Origin of the sequence: Sporocytophaga myxococcoides DSM 11118, from assembly GCF_000426725.1 — a bacterium.
In the GTDB taxonomy this organism is placed as follows: domain Bacteria; phylum Bacteroidota; class Bacteroidia; order Cytophagales; family Cytophagaceae; genus Sporocytophaga; species Sporocytophaga myxococcoides.
The window spans coordinates 201,094-225,172 of sequence record NZ_AUFX01000004.1 but is presented as its reverse complement, the minus strand read 5'-3'; the positions used below and the strand labels follow the sequence as shown (position 1 = coordinate 225,172).

Below are 24,079 nucleotides of genomic sequence, written 5' to 3'. Positions count from 1 at the left end.
AAATTATTTAGCTGAAAAATCCACCAAGCTTAGAGCCAAGGCTACCAAGGATGTTTCCGGTATCTATTCCAAATAGCTTCATAAGATCTTCACTGCTATCCGCTGTCCCCGTTTCTTTGCTGCTGAATTTATTAATCAGTACAGGAACAACAGTATTAGCAATTGAATTCGCCTGCTCTTGAGACATATTTAATCTGGAAGAAAGCTGTTCTGCAAGTTTGTTGGAAGCCATAGTGGAAATAGATCCTCCTGCAGAAGTATTACCATTAAACAGGTCTGTTATTTGAGAAAGGTTACCTGATAAAGCCTGGTCTTTTAAAGTATCAAAGAAAGAGCCTTTGGCAAGATCAAATGTATCATTTACCTGATTGCTGTCTAGGTTTTCTTTGTTGATCAATGAATCTGAAAGATGGTCTTTACCAAGTTGAATGAGTTGGTCTAACATAGTATCTTATTTAAGTTTTAAAATATCTTTTTTGAAAATGCAAACTACTTCTTTTTTTTAAACATGCAATTCTCAATCTGTTAAAGGTCAGAGATTATTCTGTATCCTCATCAGGTTGATCTTTTTCTCCTACGTTAAAAGGGAATATATGGATACTGACTTCGTACCTGCCTGTATTGGCAAGATGATCAGTGCTTGTAGGATGAAAATATGAAAAGTATAAATCACTATGGATTTTCAAGAAATTAAATTTTACTATTCCTAATGAAACTACTGGTCCTTGCTTCCACAAATAATTAACACCAGCACTGAAATTATTCATAAACTCTAATGTTGCGGATAACCATAGGCCTTCATAATAACCCTTCCCCTTATAAAGTTTCATGCCAAGAATAAGCTCTGCACTTGACGAAATCGCTTTTCTGTAATCCATAAACAAGTTTATGTAGCTGCCCAATGCATAGGTTCTGTAAACAGGTTTTATTTCTGATGCAAGTAACTGAACACCTGAAATTCCGATATTAAAATTTTTGCTTGCAAGCCAAAGGCCAACAGATGCATCTGGAATAGTAGATGAGCTGCCTGAGCTGTTTTGAGTGCTTTTTACCAGATAATTAAAAACGCCAGCTTGTAGTGCAGCAGCCAATTTAACAGATGAACTAAGTTGTATGCTGCGGCAATAACGCAGGTAAAAACGATTTCTTTTTAATATCTCAGTTTCATATTCAGAATGAAGGGTAAGTCCGAAAGTATGAACTGGCGTGTCATTTGATTTTCCTGGACTATAGGAAGCTTCCAGATAATTAATACCAACATTGTTTAAAAGACCTGAAAATGCACTGTGTATGAGATTTATTTCTCCCTTTTCTGTCAGAGTTGAAGCAGCTGGATTTTCAAAAATGTAATTATTTTTTAAACGTAAAAAGTTTAAAGGATATATATATGCTTCCTGAGCATTAGATGAATAACAGATAAAAATTAACGATATGTAGACAAAAAAGAACCTCACATTTAATAGCAATTTATCGTTCTGATTTTTCCGAATTGTTTTTTAGGGTAAATTATTTCTTGGATTTGTCTAATTCGCTAAAGTACTTCTTTTTCCTGACTTTTATACGTAGCTATAATCAGATAGTACCTGGTTCAGAGCCAAGAGCTATGTTTTTATCTATGAAAGATATTTTATTTATTATTTGAGAGGTGTACTAAATCAAAAGATTACGTATCAGATTAAAAGGAGAATTTTCGGATACTGACAGGCGTCTGGATCTCTGTTATCTAAACGAATATTCCTATAAAATCGAACATTTGCGTGTTACTTTATAACGGCTTGTCTGTACTAGTTATATTAAAGCTTTTCAAATTAGAATGTCTTGAAATACAGTCTCGAACATATTGCAGAAAACATCAGGAAGGGCGATGACAGGGAAGTATTGCAGTGGATGTACAAGGAAATTTATCCTAAGGTGGAAAAGTATGTTTCTGGCAATAGTGGTTGCGTAGATGACAGTAAAGATGTTTTTCAGGAATCTATTATCATATTCTATAAATATGTTATAGAAAATAAATATGACAGAATAGTAGATTTAAGTGCTTTTATAATGGGAATCAGCAGGAATGTATGGATTAATAAAGTCAGGAAGCTGAACAGGGAAGTAGATGCAGATCTTCTGGAACATTTTGAAGAAACAAGCAACAATCCTCTTATTGCTCTCATTATGAATGAAAAGTGGTATGCATATAAAGCGTTATTCGAGAAGCTGGGGGAGAAATGTAGAGAATTGCTTTCTTATTCTTCTTATGAAAGGTTGAATATGAAAGAGATCGCAGAGAAGATGGGCTTTTTGAATGAAAATGTAGCCAAAACTCAAAACTACAGATGCAAACAGAAGCTTCTTGAATATATATCTGCTAATGAAGAAATTAAAGACCTTTTAAAATCATGAATATCGGGGAGGAAACATTAGAACTTATTGATCGCTACCTCTCGGGTGACCTTACTGAATCTGAGAAGGAGAGCTTTAATCAGAGATTAGCTCAGGATGCTGAATTTAAGACATTGGTAGAAAATCAGAAATTTGCCAATGAATTGATTCTTGGGGACAGGCTCTATTCTTTGAAGTCAATGATGGATGAAGATTTTTCATCTGGCAAGGTAAAGGTCAATCAAAATTCATGGAAGAATGGAAGATTATTTCTGTTGGGGGGAATGGCTTTAGTTGCTTCAGCATTAATGGTGTTTTTAATGTTCAGAAAGGAAAATGTTAAAGAGAATAATGTTGCTCTTGACTTAGCGGCTAAGGAGGCGGATCAGAATCCGGATGTCCATTCGTTTAATATAGGTCCGACGATTTCGTCTTCAGAAAAAAGTAAAAAGGTAGAACGAAATAGTAAGAAGTCAAATGATGTTGCAAAACTTTCAGAGACTGAACCTTCAAATGGACTTGATGCAGTGGGCGCACTGAGTAATTCTGAAAATGAACCTACATTGATTGTTAATGATCATCAGAATATAACTGAACCAAAGCCTCAAATAGTTGAGGTTCGTTGTGCTGTAAAAGTTTTAGAGGCTAAGGTCAAATCCGAACCCTCATGCACAGATAAAGAAGATGGCAGATTAGTGGTGGTGAAAATTCTTGATCATGTGAATCCATTAGCTTACGGAATATCAAGTAGTGCCGGAGATACCATGTGGCAGTCTTCAAATATTTTTTCAAATCTTTCTTCCGGCACGTATGCTGTTAGTATTAAAGATGCTAATGGATGCCGGATGCAAGTAAAAGAATTGGTGGAAATAGGAACCAAAGAATGCAAAAAAAAGCAACAAGCTTATAGCTTTAATCCTACATACGGAGAGACTGTTAATATTAAAGTTGAAAACGCTGGTACTATAACGATCCGCAACAGAGCTGGTATTGTGGTCTTCAGCGGAAGTGTCTTTTCGGGCGAGGATTTTAACTGGGATGGTCAAAGTTCATCCGGAGGAATTTCCGCTCCTGGTTTGTATATTTACTCATTGGAATACAATAATGGTAATTCAGTAAGAGGGGAAATTTTAATTTACTAATCGTTTGAAGCGGCTTATACAAATATTGTTATTTTTAATTGTGCTTTGGTCGGGCAATCCGGCAATTGCTCAACAATATTATACTATTCCCGATCCTGCTTTCAGAGATTGTTTGGAAAAAAATTATCCGTTTCTTTTAAATAGCCAGAAGCAATTGATTGTAGCCGCAGCTAATTCCTATACTGGTACATTTAGTTGCATGGACATGGGCATAAAGGATCTTTCGGGTTTAGAACATTTTATTAGTATTCTCCAGATAAACTGTTCCAAAAACCCAGTTGAAAAATTTCCATCATTGAATCCTCTGCAAAACCTGACTCATCTCTGGGCTGAAGAGTGCGGACTTACAGAGTGTCCGGAAATCAGTCAGCTAAAAACGCTTCAGGTATTAGATGTTAAATTTAACAATATATCAGTTCTTCCGGACCTTTCAGCATTAACATCCTTAAAGTACTTCGATTGCAGTATTAATAATATCAATGTAATGCCGGACCTGTCAAGCCTTATAAATCTTGAAAGTTTTTACTGTTACAGAAATAATATAGGGAGTATTTATTCTATATTGAATTCTCCAAACCTAAAGATATTTGACTGTTCCTTTAATAAACTGAAATCAATTCCGGATCTCTCCAAAAATATAAACCTTGTCGAGATTAATCTTGGAATGAACTCTATTACAGAGCTGCCTTCTTTAGAAAATCTGAATAATCTTGAGCGATTATATCTTTATAATAACAGCTTGACAAAGCTTCCATTGCTACCTTCCGGAAATAAGTTGACTTTAATTAATGCGGCAGGTAATAAACTAACTTCTATTCCTGATCTTTCTTCGAAAACAACACTTACAGTTGCAGCTTTTGATCATAATCAGATCAGTTTCTCTGATATTATTCCGCAAGTAGCTCATCCTTCGTTTGCTTCTGTGTTTATTTTTAATCCACAGGATACAATAAATAATTTTAAAAATGTAAATGTATCTTCAGGAAGTGATGTAGAGATATCTGCTCAAAGAGACACACAGGTTAGCAGCAATAGTTACTACTGGAAAAAGGAGGCGATTTATATTGATACTACTACTGTTAATTCTATACTTCTAAGGTCTGTCAAAAAGAATCAGGAAGGGAATTATATTGTTGAAGTTGTCAATAATACTCCTGGGCTTGAAGGCTTAAGACTTATTTTTAAAGCGGTTTCTCTTAAAGTATCAGGTTGTGGCGCTGCTTCGACTTCTTATAGTTATAATATTGTTTCGAATTCTTGTGCAGAGGGTGCTGCAATATCTATTGATAATATGAATTCATCTCCTCAAGGCGGGCCGTTTAAATATCAGCTTGTTTCAAAAGGAGTGAAGTCGCTCTGGCACACCACAACACAGATAGATGAGTTAAAGCCCGGATTGTATGATCTGATTGTACAGGATAAAAATAGTTGTCTTACTGAATTAAAAAATTATATCCTGATACCAAACGCTGAAGATTGTGATAATGTGATAACTCCTAATGGAGATGGAATGGGAGATTACTATTCGATACTTGCGACAGGAAAAATTAAGATCTATGATAAAAGTCTTAAGCTTATTCAGGAATTTACTGGTCCAGGCATTTGGGATGGCACTAATTCCAGGGGAGAAATTGTACCGATAGGCCTCTATATTATAGTAATTAATGATAAGGATAAGATAAATATTCTTGTATTGAATTGATTTTTTATTTAGAGAGTGTTTATATTTTTACTTAGGTAATAAGACCTTTCTCAACTCACATGAAGCTCATCTTTCTCCTCACTCTTTAAGACATGACCCTCAGTTTATCAAATCTTTATTAGGTGGATATGTGAAGCATTACAACTCTGCAAAAGGAATGAAAGTGGCGCTATGATTACTGGATAAATTATTTTGTAACTATCAGGTATTTCAAAGGGGTGAGGACAGCAGAGGTACGTTTATATTTTAATTATTTTAGAATCCTCAATTAATAAATATGACTATGAAGAAGCTGTCTTTTTCTGAAGCAGCTCCCTGGCATAATGCCTTTTTAAGAACCTTTAGAAATACAAAAGGCAGTCTCGAAAGAGACTGCCTTTTGTTGTTATGATAATGAGCGTAATTAAGAAACTTGTGAAGCTTCTTTAGCAGGCTCTTTTTTATCTTCCCAGCTCGCAAAGTCTACAAGGATTGGAGAACCTATGCAAAGAGAAGAATAAGTACCGATAAGTACACCAATCAACATTGCAAATGAGAATCCTTTGATAGACTCACCACCGAATATAAAGAGAATGATGATTACAAAGATTGTACTCATACCAGTGATAATTGTACGGCTCAATGTGTCATTCAAGGCATTGTTAATAACCTGAGACTGAGTTTTGTCTCCTCTGTGTATCGAAAGGAACTCACGGATACGGTCAAATACAACGACAGAGTCATTGATTGAATAACCGATAACTGTAAGAATTGCCGCTACGAAAGTTTGATCAATCTCAAGAGAGAACGGTACAATTCCGTCAAGAAGCGAAAACAGAGCAAGAACAACAAGCACCACGTGGAATAAACTTACCATGGTTCCGAATGCAAATTGCCATTTTTTGAAACGGATAAGGATATATAAGAACATTAACACAATTGCCACACCGAGTGATAATATAGCTGACGTTTTAATGTCGTCCGCAATGGTTGGTCCTATTTTCGAAGCGCTTAGTACTTGAGCTTTGTTGTCGGAAATTTTAGAAAGTCCGTCATTAAGAGTTTGCTCAGCCTTGATTGGAGCCTCATCAGACTCATCATCAACCAGGTAACGCGTTGTGATTTTTAGCTTGTTGTTAGATCCGTAAGTTTTTACTTCTGGTGAAGAACCGAATACATCATTAAGGTTTTTCTTAACTTCTTCAGTACTTACCGGTTTTTCAAACTGCACAATAAATGTTCTTCCTCCTTTAAAGTCAACACCTAAGTTGAATCCTTTCAGTGAAATAGAAATGATACCGGCAACTATGATGAGACTTGAAATAGTGTAGAAAAGCTTTCTCTTTCCAATAAAGTCGAATGTAGTTGTTTTGAACAGATTGTTCGAGAATTTATTAGAGAAGCTCCATGTTCCTTTCTTTCTCATATTGAAGATTACTCTTGTGATCAATACAGAAGTAAAGAATGAACAGAAAATACCTATGATAAGTGTTACTGCGAAACCAAGGATTAAGCTTGTTCCGAAGTATAGAAGTACGAAACCTTTGATCAAAGTAGTTACGTTTGAATCGATGATCGCAGAGAATGCATTGCTATATCCACTATTTAGAGCAGTGTCAAGGCTCTTGCCTTCATTAAGATCTTCTTTTACTCTTTCATTGATAAGTACGTTAGCATCCACGGCAATTGCTATGGAAAGCAGGATACCGGCAATACCAGGTAGTGTAAGAACGGCACCAAGATTGGCCATTACACCCACGATAAATAACAAGTTGAAAAGAAGAGCAATGTCTGCTACAAGACCAGCATTTGAATAGTAAAGAACCATAAACAGGATTACTATGATCATACCAGCCAGCATTGAATTTAAACCTGAATCGATAGCTTCTTTTCCAAGGCTTGGTCCAACGATAGTTTCTTCCGCAATTCTTACAGGAGCAGGAAGTTTACCTGCTTTAAGCTTGCTTGCAAGGTCTCTTGCTTCTTCCATTGTGAAGTCACCAGTGATAGAAGATTGTCCGTTAGGAATCTCAACTTGTACTACAGGAGCAGAAATTACATAATCATCAAGTACGATTGCTACTCTTCTTTTATTTTTAGGGTCGCTGGAAGCTTCTCTGGTTATTTGTTTCCATTTTTTTGCTCCGGCAGGGTTCATGCTCATGGAGATTTCATAGCTCTTCGCGTTGCTTGAAACGTCAGCTCTTGCGTCAGTAATTACATCTCCTGTCAGACCAGCTTTTCCTGTTCTGCTTTTCTTCACCGGAACAAGCTCAAGAGTAGTTCCACCTTGCTCATCTTTATATGGTTTTTGCTCCCAGATAAAGCGCATGTTAGAAGGAATCATAGCTTGTACTTTTGGATCGCTGAAGATTCTGTTGATCTTAGCGGTATCTTTTACTTCATATCTTAAAGAATACCCTGATCTAAGTAGGTTATAGATAGCAGATGCTTTCTGAGTAGTGTCTGTTTTAGTTTGAGCTGTAGTGTCAGCTACTGCTGCTGTATCAGTTTTAGCAGTGGCTGTGGTGTCGTCTGTAAGGAGATTTTTAGCGGCTTCAGAGCTAGGAGCTTTTTCTGCATCTTTCTGAGCTTTAGCATCTTTTTCTTTTGCAAGAAGGTATTCGTTGATCTGGTTCAGATATGGAGTTACCTCAGGCATATGATATACTTCTAAAAACTCAAGTTGAGCAGCACCTTGTAAAAGGTTTCTTACTCTTTGAGGGTTTTCAACACCCGGTAACTCAACCTGGATTCTGCCAGTTCCTTGAATTCTCTGGATGTTTGGCTGAATTACACCGAATTTATCAATCCTGTTTCTCAGGATTTCGAAAGAACGGTCAATAGCATCATCAACCTCTGTGTTAATTACCTTTTTTACTTCCGAATCGGAGCTTTTTGATGTGATTCTTCCGCTGTTTGCAGTGTTTGCAAATATGTGACTAAGGTTTTGGTCAGGTGCCACTTCTTTGTAAGCATCGAAGAAAAGAGCTGTATAATCATCTTTACCGCCTCTGTATCTTTCTCCTGCGATTTTAAGTGCTTCCTGGAATTTAGGATCTTTAGCGTTGGTCCCAGCAAGCCCTTTAAGTATTTCAACAGGTGAAACTTCAAGCGTTACGTGCATACCACCCTGAAGGTCAAGACCAAGAGCAAGCTCGTTTTCTTTTACTTCTTTGTAAGTATATTTTATGCCAAACAGATTGTAAACCGGCTTATCATAAATGGAATCCAGGAATTCCTGTTTCTTCTCAAGATTAACAGTGCCATCTTTTTCAGTGGCGAATTTTACTGCCTCGTTCTGTTTATTCTGTGCTATGAAAGTAAATGATAAAAAGTACAGACACAGAAGAGAAATTATGATTGTCAATGTGACAATGACATTCTTGTTCTTCATTTTTGGTATATAGTTGTTGTATGGTTTTAAATTAAGAAATTGAAGAATCCAAAGACTCTTGAGAGGTTAAATCCTAAATGACGGATTTCTAAGCCACTACGGGGCTTGGGGTGTAATTATTAACTGTAAGAGAACCCTGAAATATTTATTTACATAATCAGGCAAGTCAACCTTTTCTTCAAAGTGATTCTGAAGAATTATTATAGGCGATAAAAAATCAAAGAAAATATCCTGGTGTAAATTTATCTGTACAAATGGTATAACTGCCTCAAAAGAAGTGATAATGGTTTTCCCTGCATCATCATCTGAGGCCGCAACATCTTTTACTTTGGATTTTTTATGTATTTCCCCTGTTGGCTTAACCGCAAAATTGTAAGCCAAAAGAGGAAAGGCTAAAGCGATTCCAAGTAAAAACTTTAATATGTTGATTTTAAACTTCATACAGTTCAGGCCTGCAAAAGTATGTAGAAATTGTTAATCCGCCAAAACAGTATTTCATATTTTAAGTTTATTTGTCCTGATAAGTATAACTTTATTGGTATATTTGAATCTTAATATGGCCCTAGTCATTAACTTTTAAATTATTAGATTTTATGTTTAATCCTTGGCACGACGTAAGCTACGGGGATAAAAGTCCTGAAGTAGTACAAAGTATTATTGAAATTCCAAAACACTCAAAAGCAAAATACGAGCTTGATAAAGAAAGCGGTCTGATAAAGTTGGACAGAGTGTTGTTTTCAGCAGTTCACTATCCTGCAAATTACGGTTTCATACCACAAACTTATTGTGATGACCATGATCCTTTGGATATCTTGGTTATCAGTTCAGTAGCTGTAGATCCCCTTACTTTGATAGAGGCGAAAGTTATCGGTGTAATGCAGATGATTGATAACGACGAGAAAGACGACAAAATCATAGCAGTTGCCAAAAATGATATGTCTGTTAACTATATTAATGATATTGAAGAGCTTCCTCCTCATACACTTGTGGAAATGAAGCGTTTCTTTGAAGATTATAAAAATCTTGAGCAGAAAAAGGTAATTGTAAAAAGATTTCTTCACAAGCAGGAAGCTTTCAAAATTATCAATGAGGCAATTGAGCTTTATAATGTAACTTTTGCTGATCTGATTGAAGAGAAGAAGCAAAAAGAAATTGCAGGAAAAGTAAAATAAGCTAAAAGCAGAAAGCTCAAAGCATAAAGTAATTTAAAGCCTGGATATTCAATCCGGGCTTTATTTTTTAAGGCTCACTTTCTTCTTTCAACTTTCCGCCTTCCGCTTTATAAAACTCAATACCACCTCTAGTCCTTTCTCAAATCCATTATTATTTGGAATCACCAGATCAGCATCATGCCTGAAGGGTTCAATATATTTTTCATAGGTAGGAGACACGTGATACTCATATCTGTACAATACTTCTTCTATGGAATGTCCTCTTTCTGTCTGGTCTCTTGATATTCTTCTTTTAAGTTTTACTGACTCTTTTGCATCAACAAAAATTTTAAGATCCAGCTGATTAGCTATTTCCGGGTGATAAAAAACAAAAACGCCTTCAATAATTATAACAGGAGCTGGTTTAAACGTCAGAATCTTTGGAGTAAGGGCAGGGTTATTAAAGGTATACTCCTCTTTATATATTACTTTGTTTTCTTTCAGATCCTTTAAATCTTTTGCTAGCTGCTCATTGTCAATGGAAAATGGAGTGTCAAAATTGACAATACCTTTAGCATCCAATGGCTGAAATTCGATTTTTTTATAGTACTCATCCTGGGAAATGAGGCAAACTTCCTGATCTCCAAAGTGCTTCATGAGTGTTCTGATGAATAAAGTTTTGCCTGAGGCACTGCCTCCTGTTATACCTATTATATAAGGTGTATTCATATTTTATGCATATAGCTTATTCAGGATTAACCTGCTCCTTCAAAAAGGCTGTAAGTTTAGCAACAGCTCTGCCTCTGTGGCTTATTGGATTCTTTTCGTCCATTGACATTTCCGCAAAAGTCTTTGAAAATCCATTTGGCTGAAAAATGGGGTCATATCCAAAACCTTTTGCTCCTCTTTTCTCATTTAATATAATACCATCAACAAAACCTGTAAAAGCATATGATTGGCCATTGATAATAAGCGTAATGACTGTTTTGAAGGTTGCCGTCCTGTCTGTTTTTCCTTCCAGATTTTTTAGAAGGAGATTCATATTGTCCTCTGGAGAGCAGTCTGGACCTGCATATCTTGCTGAAATCACACCTGGAGCACCATTTAAAGCATTTACTTCCAATCCTGTGTCATCTGCAAAGCAATTGATTTTATACTTTTCATATACATACGATGCCTTTTGTAAAGAATTTCCTTCAATAGTTGGCTGCGTTTCTTCAAGTTCTTCATGGCATCCAATATCCTGAAGGCTCAGAATTGTATATTGATCAGATAATAAATGCTTTATTTCAGCAAGTTTGCCCTTATTGTTGGTCGCGAAACAGAGTTCCATATTTTTTTTTATTCCTTATAATATTCTTGAAATTATAAAAATATCCTGGGAAGCTAAAAGCTGATGGCAAAAAGCTTAAGGTGAAAAGTTTTAAATAACAAAGTTTATCTTAATATTCTTTAAAATCAGTGAGTTAATGTTTTTTCGATATTGGGATTTAGGCTGGGTTCTTTCCTGCGATTTTTACTTTTAGCTTTTGACTTTGTGCTTTCAGCACTGAAAAATTTGCCCTATACTGAAAAAAAGTATACATTTGCGGTTCGGTTTTAAGATGGACGTGTTCCATCAGTTCAACTAATAATTTATTTTATGTCAGTAAAAATCAGATTAGCGCGTCGCGGACGCAAAAAGCTTGCTCTATATGATATAGTAGTAGCTGATTCAAAAGCACCACGTGATGGGCGCTTCATTGAAAAATTGGGAACTTACAACCCAAATACACACCCTGCAATTGTTAAATTTGATGAAGAGAGAGCTCTTTATTGGGTTTTAACAGGTGCTCAACCAACTGACACTGCAAGAACTTTGCTTTCAGACAAAGGAATTATGCTTAAAAAGCACTTGCAAGTTGGTGTAAACAAAGGTGCAATTACTCAGGATCAGGCAGATAAGAAATTCAATGAATGGTTGAAAGGCAAAGACGCAAAAGTTAGCGGTGCTGCAACTGAGCTTGAGAAGAAAAAAGCTGCTGACAAAAAAGCTAAACTTGATGCAGAATCTAAAGTAAACGAGGCTAGAAAAGCTGCAATCAAAGCGAAAGCTGTAGTTCCTGAAGCTGCTCCAGCTGCCGCTGCAGAAGGTGAAGCTCCTGCTGCTGAATCTGCTGAATAATTATTAAGCAATGGATCTGGAATCCTGTTATATTTTAGGAAAGATTACCAGACTGCATGGGGTCAAAGGTGAAGTCGCAATGAAATTCGACGTCGATGATCCTTACGAATACGAAGAATTGGAATCAGTTTTTTTGGAGAAAAACCAAAAACTGATTCCTTTTTTTATTGATTCTATCCGAATTGTCAAAGACAATATGGCGATCATCCAGTTTGAAGATGTCGATCTTAAAACTGCCGAAACTCTAATCAATGCTTCCTTGTACCTGCCCCTTGAAAACCTTCCTGAGCTGGAAGATGGTCAGTTTTATTATCACGATATTATCGGATATCAGGTGGAGGATAAAAATCTGGGTAAACTCGGTTTGATCACCAACGTTTTTGAGCTTCCCGGGCATGATCTCCTGGAAATGAATTATCAGAATCAGGAGGTATTGATTCCTTTGCATGACGATATTATTCTTAATGCGGACCAGGAAAAGAAGGTTGTCTATGTAGACCTTCCTGCTGGATTAATGGATGTTTATCTTACCGAGGAAGGAGAGCCTGACGATGAGGATTGATATAATTACTTGTCTGCCAAAACTTCTTGAAAGTTTTTTTGCTCAGTCTATTTTAAAAAGGGCTCAGGATAAGCAACTTGTAGAGGTTTATGTGCATGATCTGAGGGATTTTTCTCCATTCAGGCACAGACAGGTAGATGATTATGCCTTCGGAGGTGGTGCTGGTATGGTTTTAATGCCCGAACCGATTGATTTGTGTATTCAGAAGCTTAAGGCCGAAAGAAAGTATGATGCTGTAGTTTATATGACCCCTGACGGAGAAAAATTTGATCAGAAAAAAGCTAATTCTTTTAGCCTGCTCAATAATATTATTCTTCTGTGTGGTCACTATAAAGGTGTAGATGAAAGAATCAGGCAACACCTGGTAACCCACGAATGGACAATAGGAGACTATGTTCTTTCTGGGGGTGAATTGGCTGCAGCAGTAGTTTCTGATGCCATCATCAGGTTAATTCCCGGAGTACTTTCTGATGAAACTTCTGCTCTGACAGACTCTTTTCAGGACGATATGCTTGCTCCGCCTGTTTTTACGCGCCCAGCTGAATATAAAGGCTGGAAAGTTCCTGATGTTTTACTCAGTGGGCATGAAGCAGAAATCGAAAAGTGGAGGACTGAACAAGCTCTCGAAAGAACAAAGACCAGAAGGCCAGATCTTTATAATAAACATTTTTCAGAAGAAGGTTAATGTTAAACTTTTTTTGAGGTGAATGTGAATAAATATTTTTATTATTTGTAATTGCAATAATTAGCTATTATATTTGCAATCCGTTTTTGAAAAACCGTTAGACTCTATTATTATGAGCGATTTAATAAAATTTGTGGAAGCTGAATCTAAAGAGAAGAGAACTGCTCTTCCTGCTTTCAACGCTGGTGATACTATCACTGTCCACGTTAAAATAACCGAAGGAAATAAAGAAAGAATTCAGCTATTCCAAGGTACAGTAATTCAAAGGAAAAATGTTAACACTAACGGTGAAACATTTACTGTAAGAAAAATTTCTAGTGGTGTTGCTGTAGAAAGAATTTTTCCAGTACTTTCTCCTTCAGTTGAAAAGGTAGAATTAGTAAGAAAAGGTTCTGTAAGAAGAGCTAGATTGTTCTACCTGAGAGATAAAGAAGGTAAAGCAGCAAGAATCAAAGAAGATAAGAAGTTTGAAGATAAAGCTAAAGGCGCTTCTGCTCCTGCTAAAACAGCTAAGGCTGCTCCAAAAGCGAAAGCTAAAGCAAAAGCTTAATTTTCTTCTGCATAAAATTAAAAGCCGGTCTCTCAGAGCCGGCTTTTTTGCTTTAAGCTCAAATTATGTATATAAACTATTTAGAATAGCGTTAATTATTAAAATCCCTCGTTGATTAAAAACTTCTGATGGGTTTACTAACATTTACATTTTTTTAATGCTTAATCCCTGTTAAACTTTACAGTATTCTACCTTGTTAATACCTATATTTGTGCAGGTAGATTTGTTTATTAATTTTTTATGAATTTAAAATTCTTTAAATATCAGGGAACAGGTAACGATTTCATCATGATTGATAATCGTAAGAAATTCTTTGATACTGCAAATGCGGATCTTGTTAAGTTTTTGTGTGACAGGAGATTCGGTATAGGTGCGGATGGTTTTATTCTCCTTGAAGAGCACCCTGATTATGATTTTCAGATGGTTTATTTTAATTCTGATGGAAATCAAAGTTCTATGTGTGGAAATGGGGGCAGGTGTATTGTCCAGTTTGCTAGTGATATGGGAGTCATAGGAAATGAAACCTCTTTCCTTGCAATTGATGGTGAGCATGATGCTTATATCAAAGACGGACTGGTTCATCTCAAAATGATTGATGTGGAGGCTGTTGAAACAGGGGATGGATTCTATTTTTTAAACACAGGAAGCCCTCATTATGTACAATATGTGCAGAAAATCAAAGAATTTGCTGTGTACGACGAGGGATTTAAAGTGAGAAATAACGAACGTTTCAGAAAAGAAGGAACGAATGTAAACTTTATAGAGAAAGATGGTGACAGGCTGTGGGTAAGAACATATGAGCGTGGAGTGGAAGACGAAACTTATTCCTGCGGAACGGGTGTTACCGCTTCAGCATTGGTTGCATCTTTGCAAGGGATGAAAAGTCCTATTCCTGTTACTACTCTTGGCGGAGACCTGAGTATCTCTTTTCAAAAAGCTGATAAAGGGTATAAAGATATTTACCTGATTGGTCCTGCAAAACAGGTTTTTGAAGGGACAATAAAAATCTAATACAGAGTAACTATCAGTTATTGTATTAAAATCTTAAATTTAGCATTCTAAATATTTATCTCAATGTTTGAATTAATAGCCAAAGGAATAACAAAAATTTTCGGTACCAAATCAGAGAGGGACTTGAAGGAGCTGGGACCATATGTGCAGTTGGTAAATGACGAATATGCGAAATTGAAATCTATTTCGGACGATCAGTTAAGAGCTAAAACCGCAGAGCTTAAAGGAATTATTGCAAGTGACCTTAAATCTCTGGATGACCAGATTGCTTCTCTTCACAAGAAAATTGCCGACAATCCTGATCTGGATATTAATGAAAAGGAAAAAACCTTTGGCGAAATAGACAAGCTTGAGAAGCAGAGAAACAAAGATCTTGAAGCTGTTCTGATGAAAATTCTTCCTACTGCTTTTGCTGTAGTTAAAGAAACTGCAAGAAGATGGAAGGAAAACGGCGAAATCGTAGTAGAAGCAGGTGAATTTGATAAAGCTGTTGCTGTGAAAAGAAAAGGTGTTGAAATCATTGGCAATAAAGCACACTGGAAAAATAAATGGGTTGCAGCAGGTGTTGAAATTACCTGGGAAATGCTCCACTACGATGTTCAGATCATTGGCGGCGTTGTGCTGCACCAGGGTAAAATTGCAGAAATGGCAACTGGTGAGGGTAAAACTCTTGTTGCTACTTTCCCTGCCTATCTTAATGCACTTGCCGGTAAGGGTGTGCATATAGTTACGGTTAACGATTACCTTGCAAAAAGGGACTCTGAGTGGATGGGGCCTCTTTATGAATTCCACGGGCTTACAGTAGATTGTATTGACAAGCATGAGGCAAACTCAGAAGAGCGTGCCGCAGCCTATCGTGCAGATATTATTTTTGGTACAAACAATGAGTTTGGTTTCGATTATCTGAGAGATAATATGGCCAGAGATACTGATGATCTGGTGCAGAGAGAACATTTTTATGCCATGGTCGATGAGGTCGACTCTGTGTTAATTGATGATGCAAGAACTCCTTTGATCATTTCCGGCCCTGTTCCAAGAGGTGATGAGCACGAGTTTTATGAGCTAAAACCTCGCGTTTATAAGATAGTAGAAGCACAAAAGAAAATCGTTAACAATTACCTTGTTGAGGCAAAGAAAAAAATTGCTGATGGTGATGAAAAAGCCGGTGGATTAGCTCTTTTCAGAGCATACAGAGGTCTTCCGAAAGCTAAGCCTTTAATCAAATACCTAAGTGAAATAGGTATCAAAGCCATCTTGCAGAAAACAGAAAGTTATTACCTGCAGGAAAATGGCAAAATGATGCCTGAAGCAGATGAGCCGTTGTATTTCACGATAGATGAAAAACATAACAACATTGAGCTTACTGAAAAAGGTATTGATTTCATCACGGGAGAAGGTGAGGATCCAAACTTGTTTATCCTGCCAGATATCGCTACAGGTCTTGATGCAATTGAAAGCAATAAAGCTCTACCAGAGGAGATAAGAATTACTCAGAAAGAAGCTTTATTAAAAGAATATTCAGACAAATCTCAGCGTGTTCACACAATTCAGCAATTGCTGAAAGCTTATGCTTTATTTGAAAAAGATGTTGATTATATCATCGTGGAGAATAAGGTAAAGATCGTTGATGAGCAGACAGGTCGTGTGATGGAAGGAAGAAGATACTCTGACGGTCTTCACCAGGCGCTTGAAGCAAAAGAGAATGTGAAAGTAGAGGAGGCAACTCAAACTTATGCTACAATCACACTTCAGAACTATTTCAGAATGTATCATAAACTTGCCGGTATGACTGGTACTGCAGAGACTGAAGCAGGCGAGTTCTGGGAGATTTATAAACTAGATGTTGTTGTTATCCCTACAAACAGAGGAATTGTCAGAGACGACAGAGAAGATAAAGTATATAAAACAGTAAGGGAAAAATTCAATGCTGTTGCGGATGAAATCAGTGAGTTAACAAAGCAGGGACGTCCCGTACTTGTAGGTACTACATCTGTTGAGATTTCTGAGTTGTTGAGCAGAATGCTTAAACTTCGTAATATCAAACACCAGGTATTAAATGCTAAGTACCACCAGAAAGAAGCTGAAATTGTGGCAGAAGCTGGTAAAGCATCTACAGTAACGATCGCTACTAACATGGCTGGTCGTGGTACGGATATTAAACTTACTGCTGAATCTAAAAATTCTGGAGGTTTGGCTATTATTGGTACAGAGAGACATGAATCCCGCCGTGTAGACAGACAGCTTCGCGGTCGTTCCGGTCGTCAGGGAGATCCGGGATCTTCTCAGTTCTTTGTAAGTCTTGAGGATAACCTGATGCGTCTGTTTGGTTCTGATAGGATAGCTAAGTTCATGGACCGTCTTGGTCTTGAAGAAGGTGAAGTAATTCAGCATTCAATGATTACCAAATCAATTGAAAGAGCTCAGAAAAAAGTAGAAGAAAATAACTTTGGCGTCAGAAAAAGACTTCTTGAGTATGATAACGTAATGAACTCTCAAAGAGAAGTGATTTACACAAGAAGAAGAAATGCTCTATTTGGCGAGCGTCTGGAACTTGACATCCTGACGATGATTTATGACCTTTCTGAGAACATCGTTACAAATGGAAAAGCAGTTGAAAATTATGATGACTTTAAACTTAGCATTCATAGTACATTCGGCTTCACTTCAAGCATCTCTCAGGATGACTTTAATAAACTTAAAACTGACGTTTTAACAGATAGGTTATATAACGAGGCATTGAAATTCTACGCTGATAAAGCTCAGAATCTGGTAGGAAAAACATTGCCGATATTTAAGGAAATTGAAGCTACCAAAGGAAGAGAAGTTACTTCTGTAGGGATTCCTTTCACTGATGGAAGAAGAAGTATCAATGTTTCCGGTGATCTTAAAAAGCTGGTTGCACCAAATTCAAGAGAGCTGGTTACTTCTGTTGAGAAATACGCTTCCCTAGCCTTTATAGATATGGCATGGAAGGAGCACTTAAGAGATATGGACGATCTAAAGCAGTCTGTACAGAATGCAGTATTTGAGCAGAAAGATCCTTTGCTTGTATATAAATTTGAGGCGTTCCAGATGTTTAAGGCATTCCTTGGTAAGGTCAATGAAGATACAGTTTCATTCCTTTACAGAGCTGATTTGCCAGTGAGAGATGCAGAGGAGGTTCAGGAAGCAAGACAACCGAGACCTGTTCAGCATCTGAAAGAAAATAAAGATGAAGCAAGAAGCGTTCTTTCAGGAAATGGTCAGCCTACTGCTTTGTCAGAACCTGACCAGCCTAAAGTTCAGCCTGTTAAATCAGAGAAAATAGCAGGCCGTAACGATAGGGTCTCTGTTCAATATAATGACGGTAGCATTAAGAAAGACGTGAAATTTAAAACTGTTGAAGATGATATCAACAACAATAAATGCGTAATCATTGATGAAGACTAACAAACTAATCAGCCGCCTTGGCTTACTGAGTCTTATATTCGTTTTGATGAGCTGTGCAAAAGGACAGACTCAAATGAAACAGGATACTACCAAAGGTATGTTCAAAGAGGATCTGACTGCCTACAGGCCTAAGTATGACACTGACTCAGCGCCAGCAAAGACTTCTTCCAAGGAGACAAAAAGTACACCTCCTGCAAATGGAAGTAATACTGGAGCACCACCTACTGCAGGGCAAACAGCGGATGCTCGTGTGGATTCCGTAGCTGCCAGGAACAAAAGTGTCAATAAAAGTGCACAGGGTTACAGAGTGCTTGTATATTCTGGTAACAGCAGCGAAGAGTCAAGAAAAGTGAGGGAGCGTATTTATAAAATTCTTCCTGATGCAGATATTTATGCTCAGTACAAGCAACCTACGTTTAGAGTGAAGGTAGGTGATTGCTTTAACAGAATAGAGGCAAACAATCTTTATGTAAAGCTGAAAGAGGAATTCCCTGAGGCTAAGATTGTACCTGATCAGATTAACATTATTGTCAAAGAGTAAATTTTTATGAGTCTTGTTCCAAGAATAAAAGAGCTGGCTGCAAAGTTTGCAGGGGATACTGTAAATGACAGAAGATATTTGCATGCCAACCCTGAATTGTCTTTTGAGGAATTCAATACATGCAGGTATGTAGCTGATAAGCTCAGAAGTTTTGGAATTGAAACTCAGGAAGGCGTTGCAGATACAGGAGTTGTCGGACTTATAAAAGGAAGAAATCCAGATAAGAAAATTATCGCTCTGAGAGCTGATATGGATGCGCTTCCAATTATTGAGGCAAACGATGTTCCTTATAAATCAAAGAATGAAGGTGTGATGCATGCCTGTGGTCATGATGTACATACTTCCTCTTTGCTTGGCTCTGCAAGGATATTACAAGAAGTTAGGGATTCATTTGAAGGCACTATAAAATTGGTTTTTCAACCTGGTGAAGAAAAAATACCTGGTGGAGCTTCTTTAATGATCAAAGCTGGAGTATTGCAAAATCCTGCTCCTGTGAATATTATTGGTCAGCACGTAATGCCCGCTATTCCGGCAGGAAAAGTTGGCTTCCGTTCTGGTATGTACATGGCAAGCGCAGACGAAATTTATGTTACCGTAAAAGGTAAAGGTGGTCATGCTGCTATGCCGGATAAAAACATCGACCCCATCCTTATTGCTTCTCACATAATCATTGCATTGCAGCAAATTGTAAGTAGAAATTGTGATCCTAAGCTGCCTTGTGTTCTTTCCTTTGGAAAATTCATTGCAAATGGCGCAACCAATGTTGTTCCTAATGAAGTGAAGATCGAGGGTACTTTCAGAACATTGGATGAGAAATGGAGAAAAGATGCTCATGCCAAAATGAAGAAAATGGCTGAATGTATCGCAGAAGGAATGGGCGGAGAATGTGAGTTTACCGTGCTTAATGGCTATCCTTATTTAAGAAACGAGCCAGAGTTGACAGGCAGACTTAAATCCTTTGCTACAGATTTTCTTGGCGAAGAGAACGTGGTTGACCTTGATTTATGGATGGCATCTGAAGATTTTGCCTACTATACTCAGCAGATAGATGCATGTTTCTACAGGCTAGGAGTTAGGAATGAGGCTAAAGGTATAATTTCCGGAGTGCATACTCCTACTTTTGATATTGAAGAGTCCGCTCTGGAAACCGGATCAGGACTGATGGCATGGCTTGCTGTCAATGAGCTTGGTTCATAAAATTATTTTAAAGGGGAAGATGTCAATCTTCCCCTTTTGCTTTTATAGCCCCTTTTATTCCTGCCTATTATTGTTTGTGTCTGGTAGCATTGTTAAGCATCCTGATTGCAAATTGTGGAGCAATTCTGGAAAGCCAGTGCAGCAGCTCTACTTTACCTACTCTTATTTCGGTTTGTCCCTTTTCGAGTTTAGATAACATTTCAGAAACTGCCTTGTCAACGGGTATAGCCATTTTGGGTGGATTTCCATTATGCCATGGTGTGTCTACCACGGGCAAAAGAACTTCTATAATCTTAACAGGAGAAGATTTGTTTAATTGCATTCTTAAAACCTGGGTGAAGGAGTGTAAGGCAGCCTTTGTGGCATTGTAAAACGGATATATTTCTCTTGGAGCATAAATCAATCCTGTAGAAATATTAATGATTCGAGGACGTTTATTTTTCTCGATTACAGGAAGCAGCGCTTTGATCAGTCTTATAGGCGCCATAATGTTAATGTTAAATTCCTCAACAGCTTTGGGTAAAGCAAATTCGTCTGTCCGAAAGTCTATTTTATTCACTATAGCTGCATTGTTGATCAAGATATTAAGGTCAGGATATTTTGCAATAACCTGATTACATAGTTCATTGCAGTCTTTTATTTTAGAAAGATCACATTGAAAAATATCCAGTTCCGGAATTTCCTTTTGTGCCTTCAGAAGCTTTTCAATTGAACGGCCGCAAATCAAAACTTTGCATCCTTTCTGAGTAAGTTCTTTTGCCAGTTGAAGTCCCACACCGGAACTACCGCCAGTAATTAATACGATATCTCCTTTTTGCATTTTTTTCAATTACTTGATTTGAATGCAAAAACCAGAAAAAAAATTTATTAAAAATTAACCTAAGTTAATGATTTTCATTTTTTCTTATTCTACTTAAGGATATTGGAGATATCCCCAGGTAAGAAGCAATCATGTGCTGTCTGACGCGGTTCTCAAGCGATGGAAATTCATTCAAAAAGTCCATATATCTTTCTTTGGCATCAAGTAAAAGCAGATCTCTTTCTCTTTTTTCTTTAATGACAAAAGCATGTTCCAGCATTGCAATCAATAGGACACTCCAGCATTCGTGCCTCTTTTTTACCTCAAGCCATTGTGCATAGTCAATTTCAAGGATGGTACTGTCTTCAAGTGCTTCTATATACAATATGGAGGGCTTTTGAGCAATCATAGCAGAATAGGAAACAATGAATTTTCCTTCTGTTATAAAGTTCTTAGTGAATTCTTTTCCTGTTTTATCTACATAAAGATATCTGAAAAGTCCTTCATGCACGAATGCAAACTTTCTTGGTATCTGTCCTTGTGATATGAAATAGTCACCTTTATTTAATCTGATGGGTTTAAGAAGCTCTAAAAAAAAATCTGTTTCTTCTTCAGGTGCCGATGCAACAAGACTTAGAAAGTTTCTGAAGTTTTTAAGTGAATCATTATTGTTTGGATTACCTCTCATTTGAACGCAAAATTATTTTTGCCTGCTCTAATTTGCGTATTTTCAGAATAAAAAACTATGCCTTCTTTAGGTTGGATAAATGCTTCGGGTTTGAGTTGATGGTAAGCACATAGTGTAAATTAGGGATCAGTGAGATAGGGTGGCTGCTTATTATTATAAGTTTTTTGCCTTTCTTATTTTATGATACGAAAGGGAGGATATAGATAAGAATACTTCTTCAGTTATTTTTGTGAATATGGACATAATAGATTTTGGCTCGACTAGCTTAAAGGTATCTCGCATAGGTCTTGGCCTTGCTGCATTGGGAAGGCCTGGTTATATAAATCTTGGTCACGGCAAAGACCTTAATTTTGACTATGACCATAATGCGATGCAATCACAGACATTAAGAATGCTGAACTTTGCTTATAAACTTGGAATCAGGTATTTCGATGTAGCAAGAAGTTATGGAAGAGGAGAGGAGTTTTTATCACACTGGATAAAAGCAAATAATGAGAAAAAGGATTTTATAGTTGGCTCCAAATGGGGGTATACCTATACTGCCGATTGGAAAGTTGATGCTGCTAAACATGAAGTAAAGGAACATACTTTCAATGTTCTGAATCGCCAATATCCTGAATCTACAAAGCTTTTGGGAGATTATCTCTCTATTTATCATATTCATTCAGCGACATTGGACAGTGGTGTGCTTGACAATAAGGAAGTTCTTGACAAATTGTGGCAGTTAAAGGAATCAGGGATAATAGTCGGACTTTCACTCAGCGGTATTGGTCAAAGTGAAACCCTTGATAAAGCACTGAACATTCAGAATGGCGGAGACAGACTTTTTCAATCAGTCCAGGTAACGTGGAACTTGTTGGAGCAGTCGGCAACAGATGTTTTAATGAAAGCTTCATCATATGGCTGCGGCATTATTGTAAAGGAAGCTTTGGCTAATGGAAGACTAACAAGTAGAAATAAGGATTTATCTTTTGTAGGTAAAAGGGAAATATTGAATGAGCTGGCCATTAAATATAATTGTGGAGTAGATGCTATATCATTGGCTTATGTATTGAATCAGAAATGGGCTAATGTAGCACTTAGTGGAGCTTCTACAGAAGAACAATTAAAATCTAATGTTGAATCATTGCAAATTTTGTTTGATGAGGGGGATTTGGCAATTTTGGAAAGTCTCAAAGAAAAGCCCGAAGCATATTGGTCTTCCAGGGCACAACTTCTATGGAATTAAATTCAAATTAAGCATAAGACAAAAAACTTTTTTTAATGCTCAATCCCAGTTAAAAAAGTAGTCCGCAATTGCAGATGCAACCACGGACTATATTGGAGCAGCTTAATTTTCGTTGTGAAGCCAGGATTTTTTAGCAAGTAAAATTTCCTGTGTTTCCTGAAAATCAGGATCAGGAACGCAGCAGTCTACAGGGCAAACCGCCGCACATTGTGGCTCTTCATGAAATCCGGCACATTCTGTACATTTATTAGGAACTATATAGAAGAAGTCATTTGAAACAGGTTCATTCATTAAACTTGCGTCGATATGAGACCCATCTTCAAGTTCAATTTCAGTAAGGCTTGTACCTTTTGAATAGCTCCATTCCGCACCATTCTCGTAAATCGCGGTATTAGGGCATTCGGGCTCGCAAGCTCCGCAGTTGATACATTCGTCGGTAATTAAAATTGCCATTTTTCCTCCTTGTTTTATGAAACAAAATTGAAGGATTTCTAAATAATTAGCTAATCAAAAAAACTTATATTGGATAACTAAAAGTTATAATGACTATTGCAAAATCTTTTAAAAAGGTCTGTAAGTCTGGAAGTTTTCCCATGGAGTTGAATAAATTGAAAAGTCCTGTAAATGTCCAGCCCTTTAACTTCCAGAATAACGAGCTCTTTGTTTTTGAGCTCATTGCCGATAGCATGAATTGAAATAAAAGCTGCGGATTCAGAGTATAACAGGTAATGTTTAATCGCTTCTGTACTTTCAAGCTGAAGTTCTATTTTAAGATCTTTCAAAGTGATTTTGTCTTTATCCAGAGCTTTTAAAATAACGTCTAGGGTTCCTGAACCTTGCTCTCTGAGTATTAGAGGCAACGTTGTTAATTGAGATGGCTTTAATTCTCCTCGCTGTCCTAATTTGCTTTCTGCATGAGCTACCAGAACAATTTCGTCTTTAACAAAAGCTTCATAGGCGATTTGGGGGTGATGAGATATGCCTTCAACAATAGCAACGTCAATCTGTTCTGAGATGATCTGTTGTTCTATAAACTCACTATTACCACTTGCAAAATGAAGTTGAATAGAAGGATGAGCTGACTTGAAGAGCGCTAATATTTTAGGTAAAACATATTGTGCCAAAGTTGTACTGGCCCCAATTCTGATTGTTCCGCTTTCGGAATTTTGCAACTGGGCTAGATCATTTTCAAGTGCTGCATAAACCTTGAAAATTTGTTGGGCATGTTTTAATAAAACCTGCCCTGCTGGTGTTAGGGTAATATTATTACCATGCCTTTTAAAAAGTGCCAGGCCGGTTTGTTCTTCCAGCTCTTTAATATGTTTAGTGACGGCAGGCTGGGAAATGAAAAGCTCCTGAGCGGCTTTAGTAAAGCTTAGTTTTTGAGAAACTGTATAAAATACTTTAAGTCTAAAATCAAAAATCATAAAATAGGTCCTTTTGCAACCGGGAATCGCTTAGTGAGCGCCCTTTACATACCAGCT

Annotated in this window: 22 protein-coding genes and 1 pseudogene; 13 read left to right on the top strand and 10 right to left on the bottom strand. The window is 37.1% G+C overall.

The annotated features are described in order from the left end of the window. Positions 1 to 7: 7 nt before the first annotated feature. Complete coding sequence (locus tag K350_RS0103860; protein ID WP_028978774.1) at positions 8 to 445, bottom strand: hypothetical protein; 438 nt, start codon at positions 443 to 445, stop codon at positions 8 to 10. A 94-nt stretch (positions 446 to 539) separates the two neighbouring features. Continuing rightward, the gene (locus K350_RS0103855; RefSeq protein WP_028978773.1) at positions 540 to 1,454 is read right to left on the bottom strand and encodes a type IX secretion system membrane protein PorP/SprF; all 915 of its coding nucleotides are present in this window, start codon (positions 1,452 to 1,454) and stop codon (positions 540 to 542) included. A gap of 364 nt (positions 1,455 to 1,818) precedes the next feature. On the opposite strand from K350_RS0103855, the gene K350_RS0103850 reads away from it, so the two are divergent. Genes K350_RS0103850 through K350_RS0103840 form a run of 3 tightly spaced genes read left to right on the top strand, consistent with a single transcriptional unit; the run spans position 1,819 to position 5,214 of the window. Further along, the gene (locus K350_RS0103850) at positions 1,819 to 2,391 is read left to right on the top strand and encodes an RNA polymerase sigma factor (RefSeq protein ID WP_028978772.1); all 573 of its coding nucleotides are present in this window, start codon (positions 1,819 to 1,821) and stop codon (positions 2,389 to 2,391) included. Continuing rightward, positions 2,388 to 3,512 carry a flagellar hook assembly protein FlgD gene (locus tag K350_RS0103845; RefSeq protein ID WP_028978771.1) on the top strand — a complete coding sequence of 375 codons (1,125 nt, stop codon included), beginning with the start codon at positions 2,388 to 2,390 and terminating at the stop codon, positions 3,510 to 3,512. Before K350_RS0103850 ends, K350_RS0103845 begins: the two co-directional genes overlap by 4 nt. A gap of 25 nt (positions 3,513 to 3,537) precedes the next feature. Continuing rightward, positions 3,538 to 5,214, top strand: a complete 1,677-nt coding sequence (locus K350_RS0103840) for a leucine-rich repeat domain-containing protein (RefSeq protein ID WP_156026913.1) — start codon at positions 3,538 to 3,540, stop codon at positions 5,212 to 5,214. Between the two features lie 403 nt (positions 5,215 to 5,617). On the opposite strand, the gene secDF is transcribed toward K350_RS0103840, so the two are convergent. Then, positions 5,618 to 8,590 carry a protein translocase subunit SecDF gene (secDF, locus tag K350_RS27295; protein WP_037573908.1) on the bottom strand — a complete coding sequence of 991 codons (2,973 nt, stop codon included), beginning with the start codon at positions 8,588 to 8,590 and terminating at the stop codon, positions 5,618 to 5,620. 96 nt (positions 8,591 to 8,686) lie between these two features. Then, the gene (locus tag K350_RS0103825) at positions 8,687 to 9,031 is read right to left on the bottom strand and encodes a hypothetical protein (protein WP_028978769.1); all 345 of its coding nucleotides are present in this window, start codon (positions 9,029 to 9,031) and stop codon (positions 8,687 to 8,689) included. Between the two features lie 152 nt (positions 9,032 to 9,183). On the opposite strand from K350_RS0103825, the gene K350_RS27290 reads away from it, so the two are divergent. After that, positions 9,184 to 9,762, top strand: coding sequence for an inorganic diphosphatase (locus tag K350_RS27290; protein WP_051312847.1), 579 nt, complete (start codon positions 9,184 to 9,186; stop codon positions 9,760 to 9,762). Between the two features lie 87 nt (positions 9,763 to 9,849). On the opposite strand, the gene udk is transcribed toward K350_RS27290, so the two are convergent. After that, a complete protein-coding gene (gene udk, locus K350_RS0103815; protein ID WP_028978768.1) occupies positions 9,850 to 10,470 on the bottom strand; it encodes a uridine kinase in 621 nt (206 codons plus the stop codon). A gap of 16 nt (positions 10,471 to 10,486) precedes the next feature. After that, positions 10,487 to 11,074: a non-canonical purine NTP diphosphatase gene (locus K350_RS0103810; protein WP_028978767.1), complete on the bottom strand. Its 588-nt coding sequence runs from the start codon at positions 11,072 to 11,074 to the stop codon at positions 10,487 to 10,489. A 309-nt stretch (positions 11,075 to 11,383) separates the two neighbouring features. Here K350_RS0103810 and K350_RS0103800 point away from each other — a divergent pair, with 309 nt between their 5' ends. From K350_RS0103800 to K350_RS0103765, 8 genes and pseudogenes are all read left to right on the top strand, one after another. After that, complete coding sequence (locus K350_RS0103800; RefSeq protein WP_028978766.1) at positions 11,384 to 11,905, top strand: 30S ribosomal protein S16; 522 nt, start codon at positions 11,384 to 11,386, stop codon at positions 11,903 to 11,905. 10 nt (positions 11,906 to 11,915) lie between these two features. After that, a complete protein-coding gene (gene rimM / locus K350_RS0103795) occupies positions 11,916 to 12,467 on the top strand; it encodes a ribosome maturation factor RimM (protein ID WP_028978765.1) in 552 nt (183 codons plus the stop codon). Beyond that, the gene (gene trmD / locus K350_RS0103790; RefSeq protein WP_028978764.1) at positions 12,457 to 13,152 is read left to right on the top strand and encodes a tRNA (guanosine(37)-N1)-methyltransferase TrmD; all 696 of its coding nucleotides are present in this window, start codon (positions 12,457 to 12,459) and stop codon (positions 13,150 to 13,152) included. Before rimM ends, trmD begins: the two co-directional genes overlap by 11 nt. 112 nt (positions 13,153 to 13,264) lie before the next feature. Beyond that, positions 13,265 to 13,609: pseudogene (gene rplS, locus K350_RS27285) on the top strand (50S ribosomal protein L19); the annotation flags it as partial. A gap of 333 nt (positions 13,610 to 13,942) precedes the next feature. Then, entirely contained in the window at positions 13,943 to 14,713 is a 771-nt protein-coding gene (dapF, locus tag K350_RS0103780) for a diaminopimelate epimerase (protein ID WP_028978763.1), read from the top strand. A gap of 63 nt (positions 14,714 to 14,776) precedes the next feature. Beyond that, complete coding sequence (gene secA / locus K350_RS0103775; RefSeq protein ID WP_028978762.1) at positions 14,777 to 18,142, top strand: preprotein translocase subunit SecA; 3,366 nt, start codon at positions 14,777 to 14,779, stop codon at positions 18,140 to 18,142. After that, positions 18,132 to 18,683, top strand: coding sequence for a hypothetical protein (locus K350_RS0103770; RefSeq protein ID WP_037573903.1), 552 nt, complete (start codon positions 18,132 to 18,134; stop codon positions 18,681 to 18,683). The genes secA and K350_RS0103770 overlap by 11 nt, the downstream gene beginning before the upstream one ends. A 6-nt stretch (positions 18,684 to 18,689) precedes the next feature. Next, entirely contained in the window at positions 18,690 to 19,880 is a 1,191-nt protein-coding gene (locus tag K350_RS0103765; protein ID WP_028978760.1) for a M20 metallopeptidase family protein, read from the top strand. Positions 19,881 to 19,947: 67 nt separating this feature from the next. Here the strand turns inward: K350_RS0103765 and K350_RS0103760 are convergent, their stop codons facing one another. Then, complete coding sequence (locus tag K350_RS0103760) at positions 19,948 to 20,700, bottom strand: SDR family oxidoreductase (RefSeq protein ID WP_028978759.1); 753 nt, start codon at positions 20,698 to 20,700, stop codon at positions 19,948 to 19,950. A gap of 64 nt (positions 20,701 to 20,764) precedes the next feature. Further along, positions 20,765 to 21,367, bottom strand: coding sequence for a Crp/Fnr family transcriptional regulator (locus K350_RS0103755; protein ID WP_028978758.1), 603 nt, complete (start codon positions 21,365 to 21,367; stop codon positions 20,765 to 20,767). A gap of 235 nt (positions 21,368 to 21,602) precedes the next feature. Between K350_RS0103755 and K350_RS0103750 the strand changes: the two genes are divergently transcribed. Beyond that, complete coding sequence (locus K350_RS0103750; RefSeq protein WP_037573898.1) at positions 21,603 to 22,595, top strand: aldo/keto reductase; 993 nt, start codon at positions 21,603 to 21,605, stop codon at positions 22,593 to 22,595. 102 nt (positions 22,596 to 22,697) lie between these two features. Here the strand turns inward: K350_RS0103750 and K350_RS0103745 are convergent, their stop codons facing one another. Together K350_RS0103745 and K350_RS0103740 are read right to left on the bottom strand one after the other, a co-directional pair. Next, a complete protein-coding gene (locus K350_RS0103745) occupies positions 22,698 to 23,048 on the bottom strand; it encodes a 4Fe-4S dicluster domain-containing protein (RefSeq protein ID WP_028978756.1) in 351 nt (116 codons plus the stop codon). A 77-nt stretch (positions 23,049 to 23,125) separates the two neighbouring features. Beyond that, positions 23,126 to 24,022, bottom strand: coding sequence for a LysR family transcriptional regulator (locus tag K350_RS0103740; protein WP_342665029.1), 897 nt, complete (start codon positions 24,020 to 24,022; stop codon positions 23,126 to 23,128). Positions 24,023 to 24,079: the final 57 nt, after the last annotated feature.

Excerpts from the sequence above, each read along its gene's own strand:
- K350_RS0103860 (WP_028978774.1), bottom strand. The coding sequence starts at position 445 with ATGTTAGACCAACTCATTCAACTTGGTAAAGACCATCTTTCAGATTCA.
- K350_RS0103845 (WP_028978771.1), top strand. The coding sequence starts at position 2,388 with ATGAATATCGGGGAGGAAACATTAGAACTTATTGATCGCTACCTCTCG.
- secDF (WP_037573908.1), bottom strand. The coding sequence starts at position 8,590 with ATGAAGAACAAGAATGTCATTGTCACATTGACAATCATAATTTCTCTT.
- K350_RS0103825 (WP_028978769.1), bottom strand. The coding sequence starts at position 9,031 with ATGAAGTTTAAAATCAACATATTAAAGTTTTTACTTGGAATCGCTTTA.
- K350_RS27290 (WP_051312847.1), top strand. The coding sequence starts at position 9,184 with ATGTTTAATCCTTGGCACGACGTAAGCTACGGGGATAAAAGTCCTGAA.
- udk (WP_028978768.1), bottom strand. The coding sequence starts at position 10,470 with ATGAATACACCTTATATAATAGGTATAACAGGAGGCAGTGCCTCAGGC.
- K350_RS0103810 (WP_028978767.1), bottom strand. The coding sequence starts at position 11,074 with ATGGAACTCTGTTTCGCGACCAACAATAAGGGCAAACTTGCTGAAATA.
- K350_RS0103800 (WP_028978766.1), top strand. The coding sequence starts at position 11,384 with ATGTCAGTAAAAATCAGATTAGCGCGTCGCGGACGCAAAAAGCTTGCT.
- rimM (WP_028978765.1), top strand. The coding sequence starts at position 11,916 with ATGGATCTGGAATCCTGTTATATTTTAGGAAAGATTACCAGACTGCAT.
- trmD (WP_028978764.1), top strand. The coding sequence starts at position 12,457 with ATGAGGATTGATATAATTACTTGTCTGCCAAAACTTCTTGAAAGTTTT.
- dapF (WP_028978763.1), top strand. The coding sequence starts at position 13,943 with ATGAATTTAAAATTCTTTAAATATCAGGGAACAGGTAACGATTTCATC.
- secA (WP_028978762.1), top strand. The coding sequence starts at position 14,777 with ATGTTTGAATTAATAGCCAAAGGAATAACAAAAATTTTCGGTACCAAA.
- K350_RS0103770 (WP_037573903.1), top strand. The coding sequence starts at position 18,132 with ATGAAGACTAACAAACTAATCAGCCGCCTTGGCTTACTGAGTCTTATA.
- K350_RS0103765 (WP_028978760.1), top strand. The coding sequence starts at position 18,690 with ATGAGTCTTGTTCCAAGAATAAAAGAGCTGGCTGCAAAGTTTGCAGGG.
- K350_RS0103760 (WP_028978759.1), bottom strand. The coding sequence starts at position 20,700 with ATGCAAAAAGGAGATATCGTATTAATTACTGGCGGTAGTTCCGGTGTG.
- K350_RS0103755 (WP_028978758.1), bottom strand. The coding sequence starts at position 21,367 with ATGAGAGGTAATCCAAACAATAATGATTCACTTAAAAACTTCAGAAAC.
- K350_RS0103750 (WP_037573898.1), top strand. The coding sequence starts at position 21,603 with ATGGACATAATAGATTTTGGCTCGACTAGCTTAAAGGTATCTCGCATA.
- K350_RS0103745 (WP_028978756.1), bottom strand. The coding sequence starts at position 23,048 with ATGGCAATTTTAATTACCGACGAATGTATCAACTGCGGAGCTTGCGAG.
- K350_RS0103740 (WP_342665029.1), bottom strand. The coding sequence starts at position 24,022 with ATGATTTTTGATTTTAGACTTAAAGTATTTTATACAGTTTCTCAAAAA.